This is a genomic window from Streptomyces sp. NPDC031265, from assembly GCF_055570295.1.
In genome coordinates this window covers 50,982-68,103 of sequence record NZ_JBVIHM010000031.1, presented here as the reverse complement: position 1 = coordinate 68,103, position 17,122 = coordinate 50,982, and the positions used below count along the sequence as shown (strand labels likewise).

The 17,122-nt window shown below is 70.4% G+C and carries 17 protein-coding genes and 1 pseudogene; 10 read left to right on the top strand and 8 right to left on the bottom strand.

Features of this window, described 5'->3' with window-relative positions; genetic code table 11:
- The first annotated feature begins 36 nt into the window (after window positions 1-36).
- On the top strand, window positions 37-615 hold the full coding sequence (locus tag ACZ499_RS33530) for a CGNR zinc finger domain-containing protein (protein WP_468680100.1): 579 nt from the start codon (window positions 37-39) through the stop codon (window positions 613-615).
- Between the two features lie 71 nt (window positions 616-686).
- On the opposite strand, the gene ACZ499_RS33525 is transcribed toward ACZ499_RS33530, so the two are convergent.
- Entirely contained in the window at window positions 687-1,562 is an 876-nt protein-coding gene (locus tag ACZ499_RS33525) for an NmrA family NAD(P)-binding protein (protein ID WP_468680098.1), read from the bottom strand.
- Window positions 1,563-1,843: 281 nt separating this feature from the next.
- Between ACZ499_RS33525 and ACZ499_RS33520 the strand changes: the two genes are divergently transcribed.
- Together ACZ499_RS33520 and ACZ499_RS33515 are read left to right on the top strand one after the other, a co-directional pair.
- Window positions 1,844-2,353, top strand: a complete 510-nt coding sequence (locus ACZ499_RS33520; RefSeq protein ID WP_468402079.1) for a cupin domain-containing protein — start codon at window positions 1,844-1,846, stop codon at window positions 2,351-2,353.
- A 106-nt stretch (window positions 2,354-2,459) separates the two neighbouring features.
- On the top strand, window positions 2,460-2,912 hold the full coding sequence (locus tag ACZ499_RS33515) for an iron chaperone (RefSeq protein WP_468680096.1): 453 nt from the start codon (window positions 2,460-2,462) through the stop codon (window positions 2,910-2,912).
- Window positions 2,913-3,238: 326 nt separating this feature from the next.
- Here the strand turns inward: ACZ499_RS33515 and ACZ499_RS33510 are convergent.
- Window positions 3,239-3,328 (bottom strand): annotated as a pseudogene (locus tag ACZ499_RS33510) (SAM-dependent methyltransferase); the annotation flags it as partial.
- 718 nt (window positions 3,329-4,046) lie between these two features.
- Between ACZ499_RS33510 and ACZ499_RS33505 the strand changes: the two are divergent.
- The 3 genes from ACZ499_RS33505 to ACZ499_RS33495 all read left to right on the top strand — a co-directional run bounded on the left by ACZ499_RS33505 (window position 4,047) and on the right by ACZ499_RS33495 (window position 8,341).
- Complete coding sequence (locus tag ACZ499_RS33505; protein ID WP_468402075.1) at window positions 4,047-4,574, top strand: DinB family protein; 528 nt, start codon at window positions 4,047-4,049, stop codon at window positions 4,572-4,574.
- A 491-nt stretch (window positions 4,575-5,065) separates the two neighbouring features.
- Complete coding sequence (locus ACZ499_RS33500; protein WP_190087684.1) at window positions 5,066-5,266, top strand: DUF6229 family protein; 201 nt, start codon at window positions 5,066-5,068, stop codon at window positions 5,264-5,266.
- Window positions 5,267-5,506: 240 nt separating this feature from the next.
- Complete coding sequence (locus ACZ499_RS33495; protein ID WP_468680093.1) at window positions 5,507-8,341, top strand: type 2 lanthipeptide synthetase LanM family protein; 2,835 nt, start codon at window positions 5,507-5,509, stop codon at window positions 8,339-8,341.
- 25 nt (window positions 8,342-8,366) lie between these two features.
- On the opposite strand, the gene ACZ499_RS33490 is transcribed toward ACZ499_RS33495, so the two are convergent.
- On the bottom strand, window positions 8,367-8,525 hold the full coding sequence (locus tag ACZ499_RS33490) for a chaplin family protein (RefSeq protein ID WP_468680091.1): 159 nt from the start codon (window positions 8,523-8,525) through the stop codon (window positions 8,367-8,369).
- A 333-nt stretch (window positions 8,526-8,858) separates the two neighbouring features.
- Between ACZ499_RS33490 and rox the strand changes: the two genes are divergently transcribed.
- Entirely contained in the window at window positions 8,859-10,289 is a 1,431-nt protein-coding gene (gene rox / locus ACZ499_RS33485) for a rifampin monooxygenase (RefSeq protein WP_468680090.1), read from the top strand.
- 62 nt (window positions 10,290-10,351) lie between these two features.
- Here the strand turns inward: rox and ACZ499_RS33480 are convergent, their stop codons facing one another.
- Window positions 10,352-11,140 carry an HAD family acid phosphatase gene (locus tag ACZ499_RS33480; RefSeq protein WP_468680088.1) on the bottom strand — a complete coding sequence of 263 codons (789 nt, stop codon included), beginning with the start codon at window positions 11,138-11,140 and terminating at the stop codon, window positions 10,352-10,354.
- 79 nt (window positions 11,141-11,219) lie between these two features.
- Entirely contained in the window at window positions 11,220-11,882 is a 663-nt protein-coding gene (gene leuE, locus ACZ499_RS33475; RefSeq protein WP_468680086.1) for a leucine efflux protein LeuE, read from the bottom strand.
- Between the two features lie 190 nt (window positions 11,883-12,072).
- On the opposite strand from leuE, the gene ACZ499_RS33470 reads away from it, so the two are divergent.
- The gene (locus tag ACZ499_RS33470; RefSeq protein ID WP_468680084.1) at window positions 12,073-12,666 is read left to right on the top strand and encodes an ArsR/SmtB family transcription factor; all 594 of its coding nucleotides are present in this window, start codon (window positions 12,073-12,075) and stop codon (window positions 12,664-12,666) included.
- Window positions 12,667-12,698: 32 nt separating this feature from the next.
- A complete protein-coding gene (locus ACZ499_RS33465) occupies window positions 12,699-13,970 on the top strand; it encodes an MFS transporter (RefSeq protein WP_468680081.1) in 1,272 nt (423 codons plus the stop codon).
- A 3-nt stretch (window positions 13,971-13,973) separates the two neighbouring features.
- On the opposite strand, the gene ACZ499_RS33460 is transcribed toward ACZ499_RS33465, so the two are convergent.
- A complete protein-coding gene (locus tag ACZ499_RS33460; protein WP_468680077.1) occupies window positions 13,974-14,945 on the bottom strand; it encodes a GlxA family transcriptional regulator in 972 nt (323 codons plus the stop codon).
- Between the two features lie 96 nt (window positions 14,946-15,041).
- Between ACZ499_RS33460 and ACZ499_RS33455 the strand changes: the two genes are divergently transcribed.
- Window positions 15,042-15,869, top strand: coding sequence for a dienelactone hydrolase family protein (locus ACZ499_RS33455; protein WP_468680075.1), 828 nt, complete (start codon window positions 15,042-15,044; stop codon window positions 15,867-15,869).
- A gap of 217 nt (window positions 15,870-16,086) precedes the next feature.
- On the opposite strand, the gene ACZ499_RS33450 is transcribed toward ACZ499_RS33455, so the two are convergent.
- Both ACZ499_RS33450 and ACZ499_RS33445 read right to left on the bottom strand, forming a co-directional pair.
- Window positions 16,087-16,428, bottom strand: coding sequence for a hypothetical protein (locus tag ACZ499_RS33450; protein WP_468680073.1), 342 nt, complete (start codon window positions 16,426-16,428; stop codon window positions 16,087-16,089).
- The gene (locus tag ACZ499_RS33445) at window positions 16,425-17,039 is read right to left on the bottom strand and encodes a sigma-70 family RNA polymerase sigma factor (RefSeq protein ID WP_468680072.1); all 615 of its coding nucleotides are present in this window, start codon (window positions 17,037-17,039) and stop codon (window positions 16,425-16,427) included. The genes ACZ499_RS33450 and ACZ499_RS33445 overlap by 4 nt, the downstream gene beginning before the upstream one ends.
- Window positions 17,040-17,122: the final 83 nt, after the last annotated feature.

The window sequence follows — 17,122 nt, the reverse complement described above, 5'->3', positions numbered from 1 at the left end:
CGCACGCTAACCATCGAAGGAGTGACTGGTCAAGTGATGTTCGACAGTCACGTCGCGATGCTGCTGGACCAGGCCGTATCGCTCGTGAACACGTTGACCGACGGACAGGCGCGTGGTCGCCCGTACGCCGCGCCACGCGGTGCAGAGCTTGCGGACGCGATCGACGCCGCGATACCGCGCACCGCATCCTCGCTTCCGCGCGCCATCGACACCGAACAGGCCGCATACCTGGCCGGGACGGCACGGCGTATGCGTGAGGCCTTCCAGGCCATGCAGGACGGCAGGACCGATGCCGCCGCCGAAGTCGTCAATGCCCTGCTGCGCGACACCGGCGCCCGGCCTCGGCTGGACCGGAGCGGGGCGGAGCCCTGGCAGATGCACTTCCACGGCGCCAACGACTCGTTCGCGGCGGGCTGTAGCGCCAGCTGTTCCACCGCACTCGCCCTGGCGGTGGGTGGCGGTCTCGCGGGCCGGCTGGGCGTGTGCCGGGCCGAGCGCTGCGACCGCGTGTACGTCGACACGTCTCGTAACGCCGCTCGCCAGTTCTGCTCCACCGCCTGCCAGAACCGCACCAAAGCCGCGGCCTTCCGTGCCCGCAAAGACGCCGACGGCTGACACCACCCCAAGACCCTCCAGGGCTCCAGAGCTCCAGAGTCTTGAATGACCAGCGACCTCGCTGGCCCTTGTCATCCCTCCAGCAGCGGACGCAGATGGGCATGAGCCCACCCACTGAGCGGGGTGGGCGTGGTGGTGAGCAGGTCGCGGGGCTGTTCGGGCACCAGATCGCGCGATCCGGCGGTCATTCCGACCATGCCCTCCACCGCCGATGGCGCCAGCCCGGCCGCGCGCAGCGCGTCCCGCGTCGCGTCGTCGCTGACGGGGTTGAGCCGAATGGGGTGCCCGAGCGCCTCGGTGAGGATCTGCGCGACCTGATGGAAAGTGAGGTCCTCCGGCCCGTGTACGGCCTGCACCACCCGGCCCTGCCAGGTGTCGCTCAGCAGCCGGGCCGCGACCACGTCTGCGATGTCGCGCGGATCCGCCCAGGGCATCGGGTGGTCGGGGTCGAACGCCGTGGTCAGGACTCCTTGGGCAAGTCCTTCGAGGTCGAACAGCAGGTTGGTGAAGAAGTACGCGCACCGCAGGTGCAGCACGTCCGCTCCGGTGGCGTCGAGTTGTTCCTCGATCCCGGCCAGGGCGTCGATGTGCCCGACCCCGTGCCGCTTCTCCGCCCCGATACTGCTCAACAGCACCACCCGTCCCACATCACCGGCCCGGGCGGCCTCTGTCAACGGCGCCGCAGTCCGCAGCGAGGTCTCGATCGGATCTGCCGTCGTGTGGGGCGTGGGATCCACCCAGAAGACAGTCCGTGTGCCCGCCACCGAGTCGCGTACGAACTCGGCGTCCGTCAGGTCGCCCGGGCGTACATCGACCCGCGCCCGGGTCGCCTCGTCCAGACGGGCGGGGTCACGAACCAGAACGCGGGGGCGGACGCCGGCTTGGAGCAGCAGGCGCATCACGCGCGATCCCACGTGTCCGGTCGGTGTAGTGACCACGATGGTCATCGGAGCGTCCCTTTCGTGGACTCCGCCAGCACATCGCACTCTAGGGCCCCGCGTGTACGCAGCCGCTTCATCGAGTCAGCCCACACGTGCGAACCAGCCAGCTTGCAACGGTGGGCGGGGTTCGTGCTCGTGCTGGTCCTGGTCGGACCCGGCATCGCTGCGGGTCGAAGATTGACCTCGATTTCCGGCATCAGATTGCACTCTGTAGAAGGTCTTTCGGCTTCATAGAGTGGTGATCACAGCGACGACGAGGCCGCTGCAGAACCGAAGGGGAAACCACCGTGAACAGCAAGAACACCAGCAAGAGCACCGGCTTCGACGCTCTCCTCACCCGCGCCGCCGAGGCCGAGACCTGTGCCGACCCGAGCAGCGTGATGACGCTGCTGGCCGACACGGACGCGCCCGGCGGCGGATTCACCGCGTACCGCTCGACTTTCGCGAAGGGAGCCGTCGGCGCTCCCGCGCACCTCCACACCAAGGCCACGGAGCTCTTCTTCGTGATCAGCGGCTCCCTCCAGGTGCTGGTGGGCGAGGAGGTCACCGTTCTGAACGCCGGCGACTTCCTCGCCGTGCCCCCGCACACCCCGCACGCCTTCGCCGCGGCGCCGGGCTGCGAGGCCGACGTCCTGTTCACCTTCACGCCCGGCATGGGCCGCTTCGACTATCTGCGGCTGCTCGGCAGTGTGATGCGCGGCGAGACCGACCCGAAGAAGATCGCGGAGTCTTCGGAGCGTTACGACAACCACTACGTCGACAGCCCCGCTTGGCGCGACGCACTCGCCGCGTCGTGAACCGGCGGGCACACGCCCGGGTCGCTGCTGAGCCCCGTTGTCGGTGCCCCCGGTTAAGGTCCCCTTCAAGAGCCGCACATCAAGGTCCTCAAGGGGTAGATGCGTCATGAGCAGCACCGACAGCAGTGGGTATGAGGGGTTCACGGCCGAGGAGCGGGCCGCGATGAAGGATCACGCCAAGGAGCTGAAGACGGCGGGGCGTCGCAAGTCGCGCGCGGAAAAGGCGGCGGAGGCGGAGCAGGACGTGCTCGCGAAGATCGCCGAGATGCCGGACTCGGACCGGATCATGGCCGGGCGCGTCCACGCCGTCATCACCGCCAACGCCCCGACGCTCGCGCCGAAGCTCTGGTACGGGATGCCGTCCTACGCACTGGACGGAAAGGTCGTCTGCTTCTTCCAGAGCGCGGACAAGTTCAAGACGCGCTACGCCACCCTCGGCTTCAGCGACCAGGCCAAGCTCGACGAGGGCACGATGTGGGCGTCCGCGTTCGCCCTGACCGGGGTGACGGCCGAGGTGGAGGCACGGATCGCCGCGCTCGTGAAGCAGGCGGTGAGCTGAGACGCGAGCCCGGGGAACGAGCCGCGCTTGAGGAGACCGCTGTTACGGGTTGTTGGTGGGCATTGTCAGGATCGCGGCTGTATCGCAAGGTGCTGTTGCGGGAGGGAGACTGATGAGCATGTCCAAGCGTGTTGCGGCGTTGGTGGCGACGGCTGTGGCGGCGCTGAGCCTGACGGCGGTCGGCGCTGTCGCCCCTGCAGGGTGGTGACGCGTCGGCCGAGGCCGGGGTCATCAACAGCCGCCCGTAGCCCGTTACGAGAAGGGTGAGCCGGGAGGTCGGATTCCTCCCGGCCCTTCCCTCTCCGGGCCACCCAACGTACCTATGCGCCCCGGACGACCGGCACATCGGGCAGAGCGCGTCGGAACTCGGCGGCCGTGCCGTCGCCCGGCTCCACGGCGATGACATGGGCGCCCTGCACCCGGCCAGGCCTTGACCCCGCGGTGTTCAGCTCGTACGGCTCGGTGTGGGCGTGAACCCCGGGCTCCGCGTCGGCACGGATGAGCGGCGGCACCCGGCGCGCGTCGGCCACCGTCGGGGATTTGTTGGCTGAGGGGGTGCTGTTTAGCCGGGGGCGGCGGCTGTCACGCTCGTTTCAGCCCTAGTGGCTACGGCGACGCGGCTTTCTCCTGGCCCGGTCGCCGGTGCGGTGAACGCGGAGGTCCCCCGTCTCGGCGTGCACCGCGGGTGTCTGCCCGCCCATCGGGCGGCGGGCAGACACCCCCTCCGCGTGGCGCGTATCGATGCGGTGCCGGTGGTCATGCCCGTTCTGGCCGGGGGAGTTGAGTCAACGCCGCGTCGGCTGTGTCGAGGATGTTGCGGAAGGTGCGGGTGATGATCGGCCGTGCGAGGCGGCGGGTGAGGAAGGCACCGACGAGCGGGCAGGGATCTCGGCGCGGGTGGTCCAGCGGACCAGAGTGCCGTCATCCACCTCGCTGAGCTCCACACCGCCCAGTTCGTGCCGTGACGGTGGCAGGCTGCTCTCGACGACGTACTCGGTGGCGTACGGCGGGTCGTGGCGCGTGATGCGTTCCCGGAACCAGCCGATGCTGCCAGGCAGGCGGGGGGCGGTTGCGGCCGGTCGGTGCGGGGCCCGCGGGTTGGCCTTCGACCGTGGTGGACGCCAAGGTGGGGGAATGACGTGGAGAGCACCGCAGGTGGAACGTACCACGCAGCTTGGCGGCCTGGGCGTAGTGCCGGAGCGCGGGATGCTGGAGGGGTGGCTGAACTGGCACCGGGAAACGTTGCTGGCCAAGTGCGCCGGGCTGGAGCCGGGCGAGTTGGCGCGGGCGACCGTCGACCCGTCGAACCTCACCCTTCTCGGTCTGGTGAGGCACATGGCAGAGGTGGAGCGCTGGTGGTTTCGACGGAGCTTCGCAGGCGAGGAGATCGGCGGGGTGTTCACCGGTCCGGCGGCTGGTGACGAGGGACTCGCCGGTGTCGATCAGGCCGACGCCGAGCGGGACTTCGCCCTGTTCCGGGCGGAGGTGCGAGCGTGCGACGCGGCGGTGGCGGGGCGCGGTCTCGACGAGACGTTCGTGTCCACGCGGGGCAAGCCGCTCAGTTTGCGGTGGGTCTATATGCTGCTGATCCAGGAGTACGCCCGGCACAACGGCCACGCCGACTTCCTGCGGGAGCGGACCGACGGGGCAACAGGCGACTGACGCGTCCGTTCCGGGAGGTAGGACCGGTCACCGGGCCGTTCAGCGCACGTCCAACTCGTACCCGGCCGGACGCCGACGGGCCGGCCGGACACGCGGAATCGCCCCACCTGCCTACCGTGCGTGTCTGTTTGCCAATGCTCCCCCCCCCGTATCTCTCGCTGCCCTCAAGGTCGCGTACTCCGACACCAGTACCTGGAGTTGCCCGGTCCGGTACACGATCCCGGGTCGCCTGCCCTCGCGGAGTCCGGGCCGAACGTCAAGGCGCAATGCAGCCACGCAACTGGATCAAGTCAAGGCTGATAAACCCTTCCTGAGGCTCGTGGGCCAGCCCCCTCGCTCGGCGTGGTGCCGTGAACCGTCGCCCCACGCAGCGCGATACCGCGCACGAGCACCCCAAGACTGTGGCCGGATTAGTCGTCTGACAGGTGTTCGGATCCGGCAATACTCGGGACTGGGCAATCCGTCCCAATTCCTATGTCCGGAGGCCGCAGATGCCCCAGACCAGTGTTCCCGCAACCGCCGTGCTCAACGCCTGGCTGTCGGGCGCCGAGAGTGCGTACGGTCAGTCCAACCCCGCCGGGCCGCTCTACGTCGGCGGCGCCGCCGCCGAGGCCGCGCTCACGGACCCGAGCGACTCCCTCTACGGCTTCTGCTCCAGCCCTAGCGGGTCGCGCGGAAGCTGGTGTTGCTGATCACCGACGGCTGCTGACCGTCCTGCGGAGTGCGCCCGTCGGGGGCACCGCCGCTGAGTGACGTTCACAGGCCGGAGAGTCAGGCAGGAGAGTACGGACAGACGAGTGGGGAACCGCTCACCATGCCACGGCGCGCGTGTCGCGTCCGAGGCTGGTCGCGCGGTTCCCCACGCCCTGTGCAGGCACCCTGTGGAGCGCCTTGAGGGCGCCGACGCGCGACGGATTGGGGAGGGGCGGACCGTGGACGGATCGGCGCCGGACAAGAGGGACGAGGCGGAGTGGTTTGACCGCCCGGTACGTAACATCGCCGACCCGTGGCGGGAGGAGTTGGCCAGGCGGCTGGGCGCCGTGGACGCGCTGGAGAGCGCGGAACGGGATGTCGTGCTGGAGGCCGGGCACACCGCCCTGATCAGGTCCTTGCACGCGAAGCTGTCCCGTCTGTTCCTGATCGAACTGCACGCACTGCGCATGGCGGAAGGCGGTGGGCGGGCGGGCACCGCTGCCCAGGCCGTGCCCGACACCGCGATATGGGCCGCGTTCATCGAACAGGCCGAGGACGAGAGCTATCTCGACCGGCTGGCCGACCGGTACCCGACCCTCCGGCGGCGGATCGCGTCGGTGGCGCGGCTGGCGGTGGCGGCGACGGCCGGTTTCGCCGCACGGCTCGCCGAGGACCGCGAACTGCTGCGGCCGCTGCTGGGAGCACCCGCGGGCGGGATACGGGCCGTCGAGTTCGGGGCGGGCGACAGCCACCGCGGCGGTCTGACGGTCAGCAGGGTCGACTTCGACGGCGACAGCGTCATGTACAAGCCCCGGCCGTCCCAGGCCGACGTGGCTCTGGGCGCGCTGCTGGAGGAGCTGTTCGCGGACTTCCCCGGCGCCCCGGCTCCCGACGAGCGCATCCGTGTGCCGCAGACGTTGGTGCGTGAGGGGTACGGCTGGTCCGAGTTCGTCCGCCACCGCTACTGCGCGGGCGATGCCGAACTCGCCGCGTTCTACCGCAACGTCGGACACTGGCTGGCCGTCCTCCGCTTCACCGGCGGCACCGACATGCACGCCGAGAACATGATCGCGGCTGGCCCGGTACCGGTGATCGTGGACGCGGAGACCCTCTTCGACGCCCCCGCGCCCTTCCCGGCCAGCGGCCGGGGCGACGCGGTGGACGTGGCGGCGGCGGCCATCCGCCGGACGGTGCTGCGCACCGGACTGCTGCCCGTGCGCGGCACCGGCTTCGCGCTCGGCGGGGTGGACATCTCCGGAGTCGGCGCACTGCCCGGCCAGCAACCGCTGATCCCCAACCCCGTGATCGCGGACGGCGGCACCGCCGCGGCCCGCTTCGAGGTGGACCTGGTGGCCATGCCCACCGCGGGCAACCACCCCAGCCCCACCCCGGTGCTGAGCGCGTACTGGGACCGGATCCTGGCCGGGTTCCGCGAGATGACCGCGCATCTGCGCCGGCCCGGGACCGACCCGTACCGGCTGCTGCGCCGCTTCGAGGGCGCCCAGGCGCGGCGGATCCTGCGGCCGACACAGGCGTACGTGGACATCGGCCGGATGCTGTGGCATCCCGCGTCGCTGCACGACGAGGCGGGGGCCGTCGAACGGGCCCGGGACATCCTGCGGCGCAACGCCGAGGTGCTGCCCGGCGCCCCGACCGACCGTGCGGCCATCGACGGCGAGATAGCGGACCTGATGGGCGGGGACGTGCCTATGTCCACCTTCACGGTGGACACGGCCGTCGTACGGACCACCATCGAGGACTGGCGCACCGCCGACCTGCCACTGGAGGAGTCGGTGATCCAGGACGCGTTGGTGGGCGCGTACCTCAATGAGCGTTCACTGCCCCAGCGGGTGCAGGCGGGCGCCCGCGACCCGCATGCCCGTGACCGCGAGCGGCGGCGCCGCGACCTGGCCGTGCAGATGGTACGGCGCCTGTGCGACGGCGCGGTGCGCGGCGAGGACGGCACGGTCACCTGGATCAGCCCGGTCTTCACCCCGGCCGGGTGGTCCATCAGGGTGCTGCCCGCCGACCTCTACACCGGGCAGGGCGGTGTGGCGCTGACGCTTGCGGAGTATGTGACCGAGGCGCGGGCGGGGCGGGCGGACGAAGTCCCGGGTGTCACCGAGGCGTTCGAGGGTGCGCTGCGGGTGCTCATCGGCACCGAGGACCGGACGCCGACGCCGTCGGCCGGAGCGTTCAGCGGCGCTGCGTCGCAGGTGTGGACGTGGTTGGCGCTGCACCGGGTGCTCGGTGAGGACTGGCTGGTGGAGCGGGCGGCCCAACGAGCCCTGCTGCTCGCGCAGGGCCGTCTGGTCGAGGACGACGTGGAGGTGGACCTCCTCAACGGCGCGGCCGGGGGAGTGGTTCCGCTGCTCGATCTGGCCGAGGCGACCGGACAGGACCGCTGGCTCGCCGCCGCCGCGCACATCGGCCGCCGGCTGTCCGGGCTGGCCATCGTCGACGCGAGCGGCGCCCGTTGGACGACCCGGCTCAACCCCGAGGGCATCGGCGGCTTCGCCCACGGCGCCACCGGCATCGGCTGGGCGCTGACCCGACTCGCCCTGAGCGACGCGGGCTCCACGGCCGAACGCCGCGACTGGACCCACCTCGCCGAGCGGGCCTTCGCCTACCAGGACTCCCTCTACCAGCCCGGACAAGGCAACTGGCTGGACGTACGCATCGGCGCCGAGGAGGACTTCTTCACCAGTTGGTGCCACGGCAGCGCGGGGATCGGCATCGGCATGCTCGATCTCCACCGGCGTACGGGCGATCCGGCCCACCTCGACATGGCGCACCGGGCCGCGCGCGCGTGCGCCGCCGAGGGCTTCGGCTGGAGCCACACCCTGTGCCACGGCGATCTCGGCCTCTGGGAGTTCCTCACGTCCCTGGGCTCCGGCAACGCCGATGATCTCGACGGTGAGATCCTCACCGGTCTCGAACAACGCGGGCCGGTGGGGGGTTTGGCCCGCGAAGCGTTCTCCCCCAGCCTCATGTCCGGCCTCTCTGGAGTCCTGCACACCCTCCTGCGGATGCACCCCGAGGCCATCCTGCCGAATCCCCTCCTGCTGGACTGAAGGGGTTCGACTGCGGTTTGACCGCTCAGCCGATGCTGTTGCCGCAGATGTTGACGGGGATGCTGAGGGGAATCTGGATCAGGTTGCCGGAAGCCGGGGGAGTCGTAGACGACTCCCTCGGCGTGGGCGCCGGGGTCGTCCGTGGTGCACTCCGTCCCGCCGGAGCCGAAGTGGTTGCGGTCACCCTAACCGTGGTCCGGCCCGTGGTCTGCCAGGGCGGGCGCGGCGGAGCCGAGGGTGAGAGCAGTGCCGACAACCGCGGCGAGCAGGTACTTCTTGGTGTCGGCCATATGGAGATGAAAACCGGTGGAGTCACATCTCGCGCACGGTGGGAGCGCATGTTCACTTACATGTCCGAAGCCGCTTGCCCGTAGCGGGTGGCAAAGAGAAGGGCAAGGAGGTCACCGACTCCTTGCCGCTCTTAATTTATAGCGCACAGGAGGGCTTGCGGCAAGGCCCCGGTCATGCCGCAGAATCATCGGACGAAGCCAGGACCTGCGGAAATGGGAAGACTTTGATGATCGACGTGGTCGTTGTCGGCGGTGGACCGACCGGCCTGATGCTCGCCGGTGAACTGCGACTGCACGGCGTGCAGGTGGTCGTGCTGGAGAAGTTGGCCGAGCCGACCAAGCAGTCCCGCGGGCAGGGCCTGCACGCGCGCAGTGTCGAGCTGATGGATCAGCGCGGCCTGCTGGACCGGTTCTCGGCGGTTAGTGAGAAGTTCCAGGTCGGCGGCCTCTTCGGCGGCATCGTGAAGCCGTGGCCGGACCGGTTGGACACGGCTCACGCGTACGGCCTCGCCCACCCGCAGCCGGTCACCGAGCGGCTGCTCAACGAGCGCGCCCTCGAAATCGGTACCGAGATCCGGCGCGGCTGCGAAGTGGTCGGGCTGAGCCAGGATGAGGAGGGGGTGACCGTCGAGCTGGTGGACGGCACGCACCTGCGCTCGCGTTACCTGGTCGGATGCGACGGCGGCCGCAGTACGGTGCGCAAGCTGCTCGGTGTCGGTTTCCCCGGCGAGCCCGCCAAGGTCGAGACGCTGGTGGGCCAAATGGAGGTGACCGAGGATCCGGCGACGATCGCCGCCGTCGTCAAGGAAGTCAACAAGACCCAACTGCGGTTCGGCGTCACCGCCCCCGACGAGAACGGGGTGTGCCGCGTTGTCCTGCCCGCCGACGGGGTGGCCGAGGACCGTGCGACCGAGCCGACCCTCGACGATTTCAAACAGCAGCTGCGCGCCTACGCGGGCACCGACTTCGGCGTGCACTCGCCGCGCTGGCTGTCCCGGTTCGGTGATGGGAGCCGACAGGCCGAGCGCTACCGGGTCGGCCGTGCGTTCCTGGCCGGCGACGCCGCGCACATCCACCCGCCGACCGGTGGACAGGGGATGAACCTCGGCCTGCAGGACGCCTTCAACCTCGGCTGGAAGCTGGCCGCCGCGGTCAACGGCTGGGCGCCGGAGGGGCTCCTCGACAGCTACCACGCCGAACGGCACCCGGTGGGCGCCGCCGTGCTGGACAACACCCGCGCGCAGATCACGCTGATGGGAACCGATCCGGGCCCCACCGCGCTGCGCGAGCTGTTCTCGAAGCTGATGGACTTCGAGGAGGTGAACCGGTACGTGACCGGGATGATCACCGCGGTCGAGGTCCGCTACGACCTCGGCGAGGGCCACGAACTGCTCGGCCGACGGCTGCGGGACGTGAAGCTGAAGCAGGGGCGCCTGTACGAGCTGATGCACGGCGGCCGCGGACTGCTGCTCGACCAGACCGGCCGGCTCTCGGCGGCGGGCTGGGCGGATCGGGTCGACCACGTCGTCGACGTCAGCGAGGAACTGGACGTGCCCGCCGTGCTGCTGCGGCCGGACGGCCATGTGGTGTGGGTCGGTGACGATCAGCAGGATCTGGTCGGCCAGTTGACGAAGTGGTTCGGCGACGCCGCCGGCTGATCGCGCGTTGCCCGGCCCGGCCGGGGTGCGCGGTGTGGTTCCGTGCGCCCCGGCCGGTCGGGTTACGGCAGGAAGTACATCGGGTTGGGGACCTTGTACGTCTTGTCGGCGTGGCCGCCCGCGAGATCGGTGTACTGGTCGCCGAGGTTGGCGACGATGCGGTAGCCGAGGCTCTCGATGTGCTTGCGGGTGCCTGCCTTGTAGTCGACCGTGGAGCAGGTCCAGGTGGGCTTGCCGCAGCTCAGGTAGGCCGGCGGGTTGGCCTTGTCCTTGAGGAAGAAGTGCGTGCTGTCGACCGGGACCGCGTAGCCCGCCTTGGTGAGGTTGGTGGCGCTCGCGTCGCGCTGTGAGGCGTCGCGGCCGGTGAGGAAGAAGACCGTGACGCCCTTCTTCGCTGCGTAGTTGACCAGGTCGGGCATGCCGAACACGGCTATGGACTGCGCACTCTGGACGTACGTGTTGAAGGCGGTGGCGTTGTACGCGAAGCCGTTCTTCTTCTCGTAGTCGTAGGTCAGCAGCGTCGTGTCGTCGACGTCGAGGACGATGGCGGGCTTACGGCCGTCCCGCCCCGAGTGCTCGGCGGCATGCGCTATCTGGCGCTTCGCGCGCGCCTCGATCGCGGCGACCTGCTTGGCGTAGTTGCTGGTCGGGGAGGCCTGGTAGGCCCCGGTGGAGTCGGGAGCCCCGCCGTAGTAGGCGTTGATCTTGTCCTCGACCTTGGTGATGTTGGGGATCTCCTTGTCGCTCTTCGGCGTCGTGTTCCCTGCGGTGGCCGCGCCGGCGCCGTAGAAGGCGGCGCCGGTGACGGCGAGGGCGGCGACAGTTGCTGCGGTTTTGGTGACAGTGCGCATGGGAAAGATCTACGCGCATCACATACCGCCCCGCCAGGGTGTTTGATCAACTCTTTACCGCGCGGCGGTGCAAGAGTGATCACACCCCGCTGAGCGACAGCTTTGCGGCGAAGCCGAGGAAGAGGACGCCTGCCGCCGAGGTCGCGCCCGCGGACAGCCGCTTGCGGCGGCGGAAGGCGGCGGCCAGCCGGGTGCCGCTGAATATCAGCGTGGACAGGTAGAGGAAGCTCGCCAGTTGGAGCAGCGTGCCGAGCACCAGGAACGACAGCGCCGGATAGGCGTACCCCGGATCCACGAACTGCACGAAGAAGGAGATCAGGAACAGGATCGCCTTCGGGTTGAAGAGGCTGAGCATCAGCGCGCGCCGGTAGGGCCGTTCGGCGGTGGTGGCCTCCTGCTGGAGGCCGTCGACCGCATCGGGGCCGGTCGCGGTGTGGCGGTTGCGCCACATGCCGAGGGCCTGGCGCAGCATGCCGATCGCCATCCAGCAGAGATATCCGGCACCGGCGTACTTGACGGCGTCGAACAGCAGCGGCGTCGTCTGGAGCAGCGATGCCGCGCCGAGCGCGGAGAGCGTCATCAGCACCGTGTCCCCGGTCCACACCCCTGCCGCGGCGATATACCCCGTCCGCACGCCGCGCCGGGCTGCGACGGACAGCACGTACAAGGAGTTGGGTCCCGGCGCCAAAATGATCAGCACCAGGCCCACGAGGTATGTCGGAAGATCGGTTACACCCAGCATGCGGGGGAGTGTCGCACAAAGGTGCGAGATGGGGCCCGTGGGTTTCACGATGCGGCACGGGTTCCCTCGCGTGGCCAGGTCGCGTACCCGTGCGCAACCGGCGGAGGGTTCGGCGTGCCCGCCACGAAGGGCTCGGACGGGTTCTGAAAGACTTATTGCGCAATTTATCTTTCACACTTAGGGTCGGTGCATGCGACCGAAGCGTGAGCCCGAGCAGATCACCGACCTGTCCCGGTTGAAGGCGTTCACCAACCCGCTGCGCATGCAGCTCTACCGGCTGCTGTACGCCGCGGGCGCCGCGACCGCCTCCCAGCTCGGCGAGCAGGTCGACCAGGCGCCTTCGTTGGTCAGTTACCACCTGCGCAAACTTGCCGAGCACGGCTTCGTGACCGAGGCGAGCGGCCGCAGCGCCGACGGCCGGGAGCGGTGGTGGCAGGTGGCCTCCGAGGAGGGCTGGGGCTTTCGCGACTCCGACTTCGCGGACACACCCGAAGGGGCGGCCGCCGTGGGCGCGGTGACCCGCGGCATCTTCGACACCCGCGTCGCCCAGTACCGTGCGTATCTCGACCAGACGGCCGCCTGGGGCAAGACGTGGACCGACGCGGCCTTCAGCTCCGAGTGGCTGGTCGATCTGACTCCGGCCGAACTCGCCGAGATGAACGACGAGCTCGAAGCAGTGGCCCGGCGCTGGCGGGACCGGGGCAAAGCCGCCAAGGCGGCCGACGACACCGAGGGTCGCGAACACGTGTCCGTGCACCTCTACGGCTTCCCGTTCCGGCCCTGACCCAGCCGCACCTTCACTCACCGGAGCCCGCCATGGCCACCGCAGACACAGCCCTGCCCGAAAGCGCCACCGCGCCGGCCCACCGCGACGCCAACGTGCTGCGCTGGCTCGCCGCGTACACCGCCTCCCTCATAGGCGACAGCGTGTACTTCGTCGCCCTCGGCTGGTCCGCCCAGAAAGCCGCAGGCCCCACCGAAGTCGGCCTCGTCATGGCCGCCGGGGCACTGCCGCGGGCGGTACTCATGCTCGGCGGAGGCGTGGTGGCCGACCGGTTCGACCCCCGCCGGGTCATTCTCGGCAGCGACGCGCTGCGCTGTCTCCTCATCCTGGCGGTGGCCGCCTGCATCGCATTGTCCGCGCCGGCCCTGTGGATCCTGGTCGCGGTGGCGCTCGTCTTCGGTGCGATAGACGCACTGTTCGTACCCGCGATCGGGGCCCTCCCACCGCGGATCACCAGCCCCGAGCAACTGGCCCGGGTCACCGGCATGCGCTCGCTGTCGATGCGGCTCAGCCAGATCACGGGCCCGCCGATCGCCGGGCTGGCCACGGGGCTCGGAGGCGTGGCGGCCGCCTTCACCGTCGCGGGCCTGCTCTTCGCGCTGTCCCTGCCGCTCCTGCTGGCGGTCCGGATGCGGCGCCTCGGATCGCGTCGCGAGGAGCGGTCCGAACTCGGCACCGCACGCGCGGACTTGCTCGACGGTCTGTGCTACATCCGCCGCCACCGCCTCATCGGGCCACTCGTCGCCGTCGGCGCCCTGTGCGAGCTGGGCCTGACCGGCACCCTCAACGTCGGCATGGTGCTCCTCAACGCCGAGCGCGGCTGGGGGCCTTCCGGCTACGGCTGGATCGTCAGCAGCTTCGGTGCGGGAGCGGCGGCCAGCGCCGCGCTGCTCGCCGTCGCCGGCTGGCTGCCCCGCGCGGGCCTGACGCTGGCCGGAACCCTGCTCGTGGGCTGCGCGGGAGCGGCCGCCATCGCGCTGGTGCCGACCCTGTGGATGGCGGTGGTGCTGGCCGGGGTCATCGGGCTGAGCGCGGGCGTCTTCGGCAGCCTGGACAACGCGCTGATACAGACCGCGGCGGACCCCGCCTATCTGGGCAGGGTCACGTCCGTCGTCATGGTCACCATGGTCGGCCTCGCGCCCCTCAGCTACCCGCTGGTCGGCGCCGCCATCGGAGCCTGGGGCGCGGCCCCGGTGTTCGTCGGATGCGGAACCTTCGCCGGTCTGGGCGCGGTCGTCGCCCTGGCCTCGGACGCGGTACGGCGTGCCGAACTTCCGCGTCAGCGGGCAGGCCTCACCACGTAGGTGTCAGGGGGCGATGCGCCGGAAGGTTGCGCGGTAGTCCCTCGGGCGGCGTCCGGTGTGTCTGGCGAAGAGGGCGGCGAAGGTCGCGGAGTCCTGGTAGCCGACCGCGGCGGAGATGCCGGCGACGGTCCGGTCCGTGGTCTCCAGCAGGTGACGGGCGCGGCGGACGCGTGATGACTGCAGATACTCGAGCGGACTCTGGCCGGTCTCGTCGGCGAAGCGCCGCAGCAGCGTGCGGGTGCTGACGTTGAAGGTGTCCGACAGTGCGGTGAGGTCGTATCGGGCGGCAAGGGTCTGGTCGAGGCGTCGCATGACGCGGTGGGAGAACTCGTTGCCGGGCCGTGGAAGCAGCCGCGCGTCGACGTAGGGGGTCTGGGACGATCGCGCGTCGTCGACGAGCGCGACCCGCGCGGTCGTCCGTGCCACGTCGGCGCCGCTGTGCCGGCGGATCAGTTCCAGCGCGAAGTCGTACATCGCGCTGAAGGCTGCCGTCGTCGTCACCCCCTCGTCGGTGACGACCAGGTGGTGGGGCCGGACATCGGCGTCCGGACAGCGTCGGGCCAGTTCGTCCGCGAAGAGCCATGACGTCGTGGCCCGGCGCCGGTCGAGGAGCCCCGCCTCGGCGAGCAGGAACGCGCCGACACAGATCGACACCACGGCGTTGCCCGCGTCGGTGTGTGAGCGGATCGCCGCGATCTCGGGGGCGAGGAGGGCGAGCTTGGCGTCCATGTCCAGGCCCGGCAGCAGCTCGAACCCGGGTACGACAAGGACGTCGACCTCGCGCAGGGGAGAGACGGCCAGGGCCGCACCGCCCGACGCGGCGACGCGACGGCGGGGCGAAACGATCGACACCTCGTATCCCGCATGGTCAGGACCGGCGACGTGCGTGGCCATGGTCAGGAGGTCGGGCACGCCGAACACCTCGGACGCGAAGCAGCCCGGATAGGCCAGGACACCCACGCGCAATGCGCTCACGCTCGCCTCCTCGCTGTCGGCCCTTGGCGAGATTACCCTCGCACATGGCGATCTGGCCCCTCATGGTGTGCGGCGGCATGAGGACACGCTGTCCCCATGAGCGCTGCCAACGGATGTCGTGACGACGCCATTACGGATTTCTCCCGCCGGCTCGTGGACGTGGACGGGACGGTCAAGACGGTGTACGTCGCGGGTACCGGGCCAGCCGTCGTGCTGATGCCGGAGATGCCCGGCATCAGCCCCGACGTCCTTCGGCTGGCGCGGTGGGTACGGGATGCGGGCTTCACCGTCTACGTCCCCTCCCTCTTCGGGACCGACGGCGCCTACCCCACGGCCGAGGGCGGTAGCGAGGTCGTCCGCCGCGCGTGCGTCAGCGCCGAGTTCCGTGCGTTCGCCGGGGGCGGCACCAGCCCCGTCACCGCATGGCTGCGCGGGCTCGCGCGCCAGGCCCACACCGAATGCGGCGGTCCAGGAGTCGGCGCGATCGGGCTGTGCTTCACCGGCAACTTCGCCCTCACCATGGCACTTGAGCCGGCCGTCATCGCGCCCGTGGTCAACCACCCGTCCCTGCCGCTGGACGATCCTGCCGGAATCGAGATCAGCGACGAGGACGCGCGTGCGGTCCGCGACCGCATCGAGCGCGACGGGCTGAAGGTTCTCGCCTACCGCTTCGACGACGACCGCTGGTGCACCGGCCAGCGCTTCGCCGCCTACCGCAGGCTCCTGGGCGACGCCTTCGACGGCCGCGTCCTTACGGGCAGTTCCGCGAACACCACCCCGCCGCCGTTCTTCGCCGACGTGGTCGGGTCTCCCCACAGCGTGGTCACCGCCCACCTCGTGGACGAGGACGGACACCCCACCCTGAAGGCAAGGGACGAGATCCTCGCTTTTCTGACCGACCGACTGAGCCGACACACCTCGTGACACCGGGGTAGGCCGTGGCGAGGCGGTTACGGGAATTCCCCGATACCGCCCGGCCCGGACGCGCCACGGGGGTGCGGGTCCGGGCCGGGCAGCTCTCGCTCAGAGAGAGGCCGCCGCAGGTGCGCCGCGCGCTGCCCACCTGGTTCGCGCTGCCCGGGTTCGCCAAGGTCCCGCGGACGGGCTGACGACACGTGAGTCGGGGCGATACGGACGTGCTTCATGGCTGGGTGATCACCCGGGGGTCCGCGACGGAGGGGTCCACCGGGTCCGTAGGCGTGGACGGCGGCCGTTCGCTGATGCCCGGAGCGTGGGCGGGCGGCGCCGGAGCCGGGGCCAGCGGGCCGCCGGGCAGCACCAGCAGGCACACGGCCACCACGGCGGCAGCCACGCCGAGACCCGCGAAGGCGACCCTGCGCACCCGGCGTACTCCCCAACTGCGCCCCTGCGGGGGCGCCTCGTGGCTCAGGTCGTGGTGGGTGACGAGCGATGCGCGGGCGGCCAGCGCGGCGCGCACCCGGTCCTCGGCCGCGGACCGGCGGTCTTCGGCAAGCGGCTTCATCGGCCCGCCTCCAGCTTCTTCTCCAGGACGTCCAGCGCGCGGCTCGCGGTGGACTTCACCGTGCCCCGCGACAGGCCGAGCGTGTGGGCTATCTGCGCCTCGGTCAGCTCCGACCAGTAGCGCAGCACCAGCACCTCGCGCTGACGCTGCGTCAACTGTGCTAGGGCGTCCATGACTTGACGGTGTTCCTCGGCGAGTAGCAGCCCCTCGTCGACGGGCGGTCCGTGCCCCTGGTGGGGCGGGGTGTAGGCGCGGGCGGTGCGACGTCTGCGCAGCACGGAGCGGGCCGCGTTGACCACGGCGGTGTGCAGATAGGACGCGGGGTCGTCGAGCCCGTCCAGCGAGGTGCCGTATCTGCGGCAGAGGGCGGCGAAGGCGTCCTGGACGACGTCCTCGGCGGTGTACAGGTCGTCCACCAGGAAGAGCGCGAGCCGCACCATGTCGAGCCGCCGCGCCCGGTACAGCTCGGTGAGCGTGGGCGGCGGCTCGCAGCCGTACGGTGTGCCGACTGCCCGCAGACCGTGCCGGCGTACGGGGACGTCCTCGGTCCGGGACATACGGGCGAGCAGCCGGGGCCACCAGGGCAGTGCTGCGGGTATGGCGTACTGCATGGGCCTCGATCCGTTACGGAGGAGCGGGGGGGGGGGGGGGGAGGGGGGGCGGCGCCCTGGGGGACGTTGGTGCCTTCTGGCGT

What these genes read in the sequence shown, in the direction of transcription:
- ACZ499_RS33530 (WP_468680100.1), top strand. Translation starts at nt 37, where the DNA reads ATGTTCGACAGTCACGTCGCGATGCTGCTGGACCAGGCCGTATCGCTC.
- ACZ499_RS33525 (WP_468680098.1), bottom strand. Translation starts at nt 1,562, where the DNA reads ATGACCATCGTGGTCACTACACCGACCGGACACGTGGGATCGCGCGTG.
- ACZ499_RS33515 (WP_468680096.1), top strand. Translation starts at nt 2,460, where the DNA reads ATGAGCAGCACCGACAGCAGTGGGTATGAGGGGTTCACGGCCGAGGAG.
- ACZ499_RS33505 (WP_468402075.1), top strand. Translation starts at nt 4,047, where the DNA reads ATGACGTGGAGAGCACCGCAGGTGGAACGTACCACGCAGCTTGGCGGC.
- ACZ499_RS33500 (WP_190087684.1), top strand. Translation starts at nt 5,066, where the DNA reads ATGCCCCAGACCAGTGTTCCCGCAACCGCCGTGCTCAACGCCTGGCTG.
- rox (WP_468680090.1), top strand. Translation starts at nt 8,859, where the DNA reads ATGATCGACGTGGTCGTTGTCGGCGGTGGACCGACCGGCCTGATGCTC.
- ACZ499_RS33480 (WP_468680088.1), bottom strand. Translation starts at nt 11,140, where the DNA reads ATGCGCACTGTCACCAAAACCGCAGCAACTGTCGCCGCCCTCGCCGTC.
- leuE (WP_468680086.1), bottom strand. Translation starts at nt 11,882, where the DNA reads ATGCTGGGTGTAACCGATCTTCCGACATACCTCGTGGGCCTGGTGCTG.
- ACZ499_RS33470 (WP_468680084.1), top strand. Translation starts at nt 12,073, where the DNA reads ATGCGACCGAAGCGTGAGCCCGAGCAGATCACCGACCTGTCCCGGTTG.
- ACZ499_RS33465 (WP_468680081.1), top strand. Translation starts at nt 12,699, where the DNA reads ATGGCCACCGCAGACACAGCCCTGCCCGAAAGCGCCACCGCGCCGGCC.
- ACZ499_RS33455 (WP_468680075.1), top strand. Translation starts at nt 15,042, where the DNA reads ATGAGCGCTGCCAACGGATGTCGTGACGACGCCATTACGGATTTCTCC.
- ACZ499_RS33450 (WP_468680073.1), bottom strand. Translation starts at nt 16,428, where the DNA reads ATGAAGCCGCTTGCCGAAGACCGCCGGTCCGCGGCCGAGGACCGGGTG.
- ACZ499_RS33445 (WP_468680072.1), bottom strand. Translation starts at nt 17,039, where the DNA reads ATGCAGTACGCCATACCCGCAGCACTGCCCTGGTGGCCCCGGCTGCTC.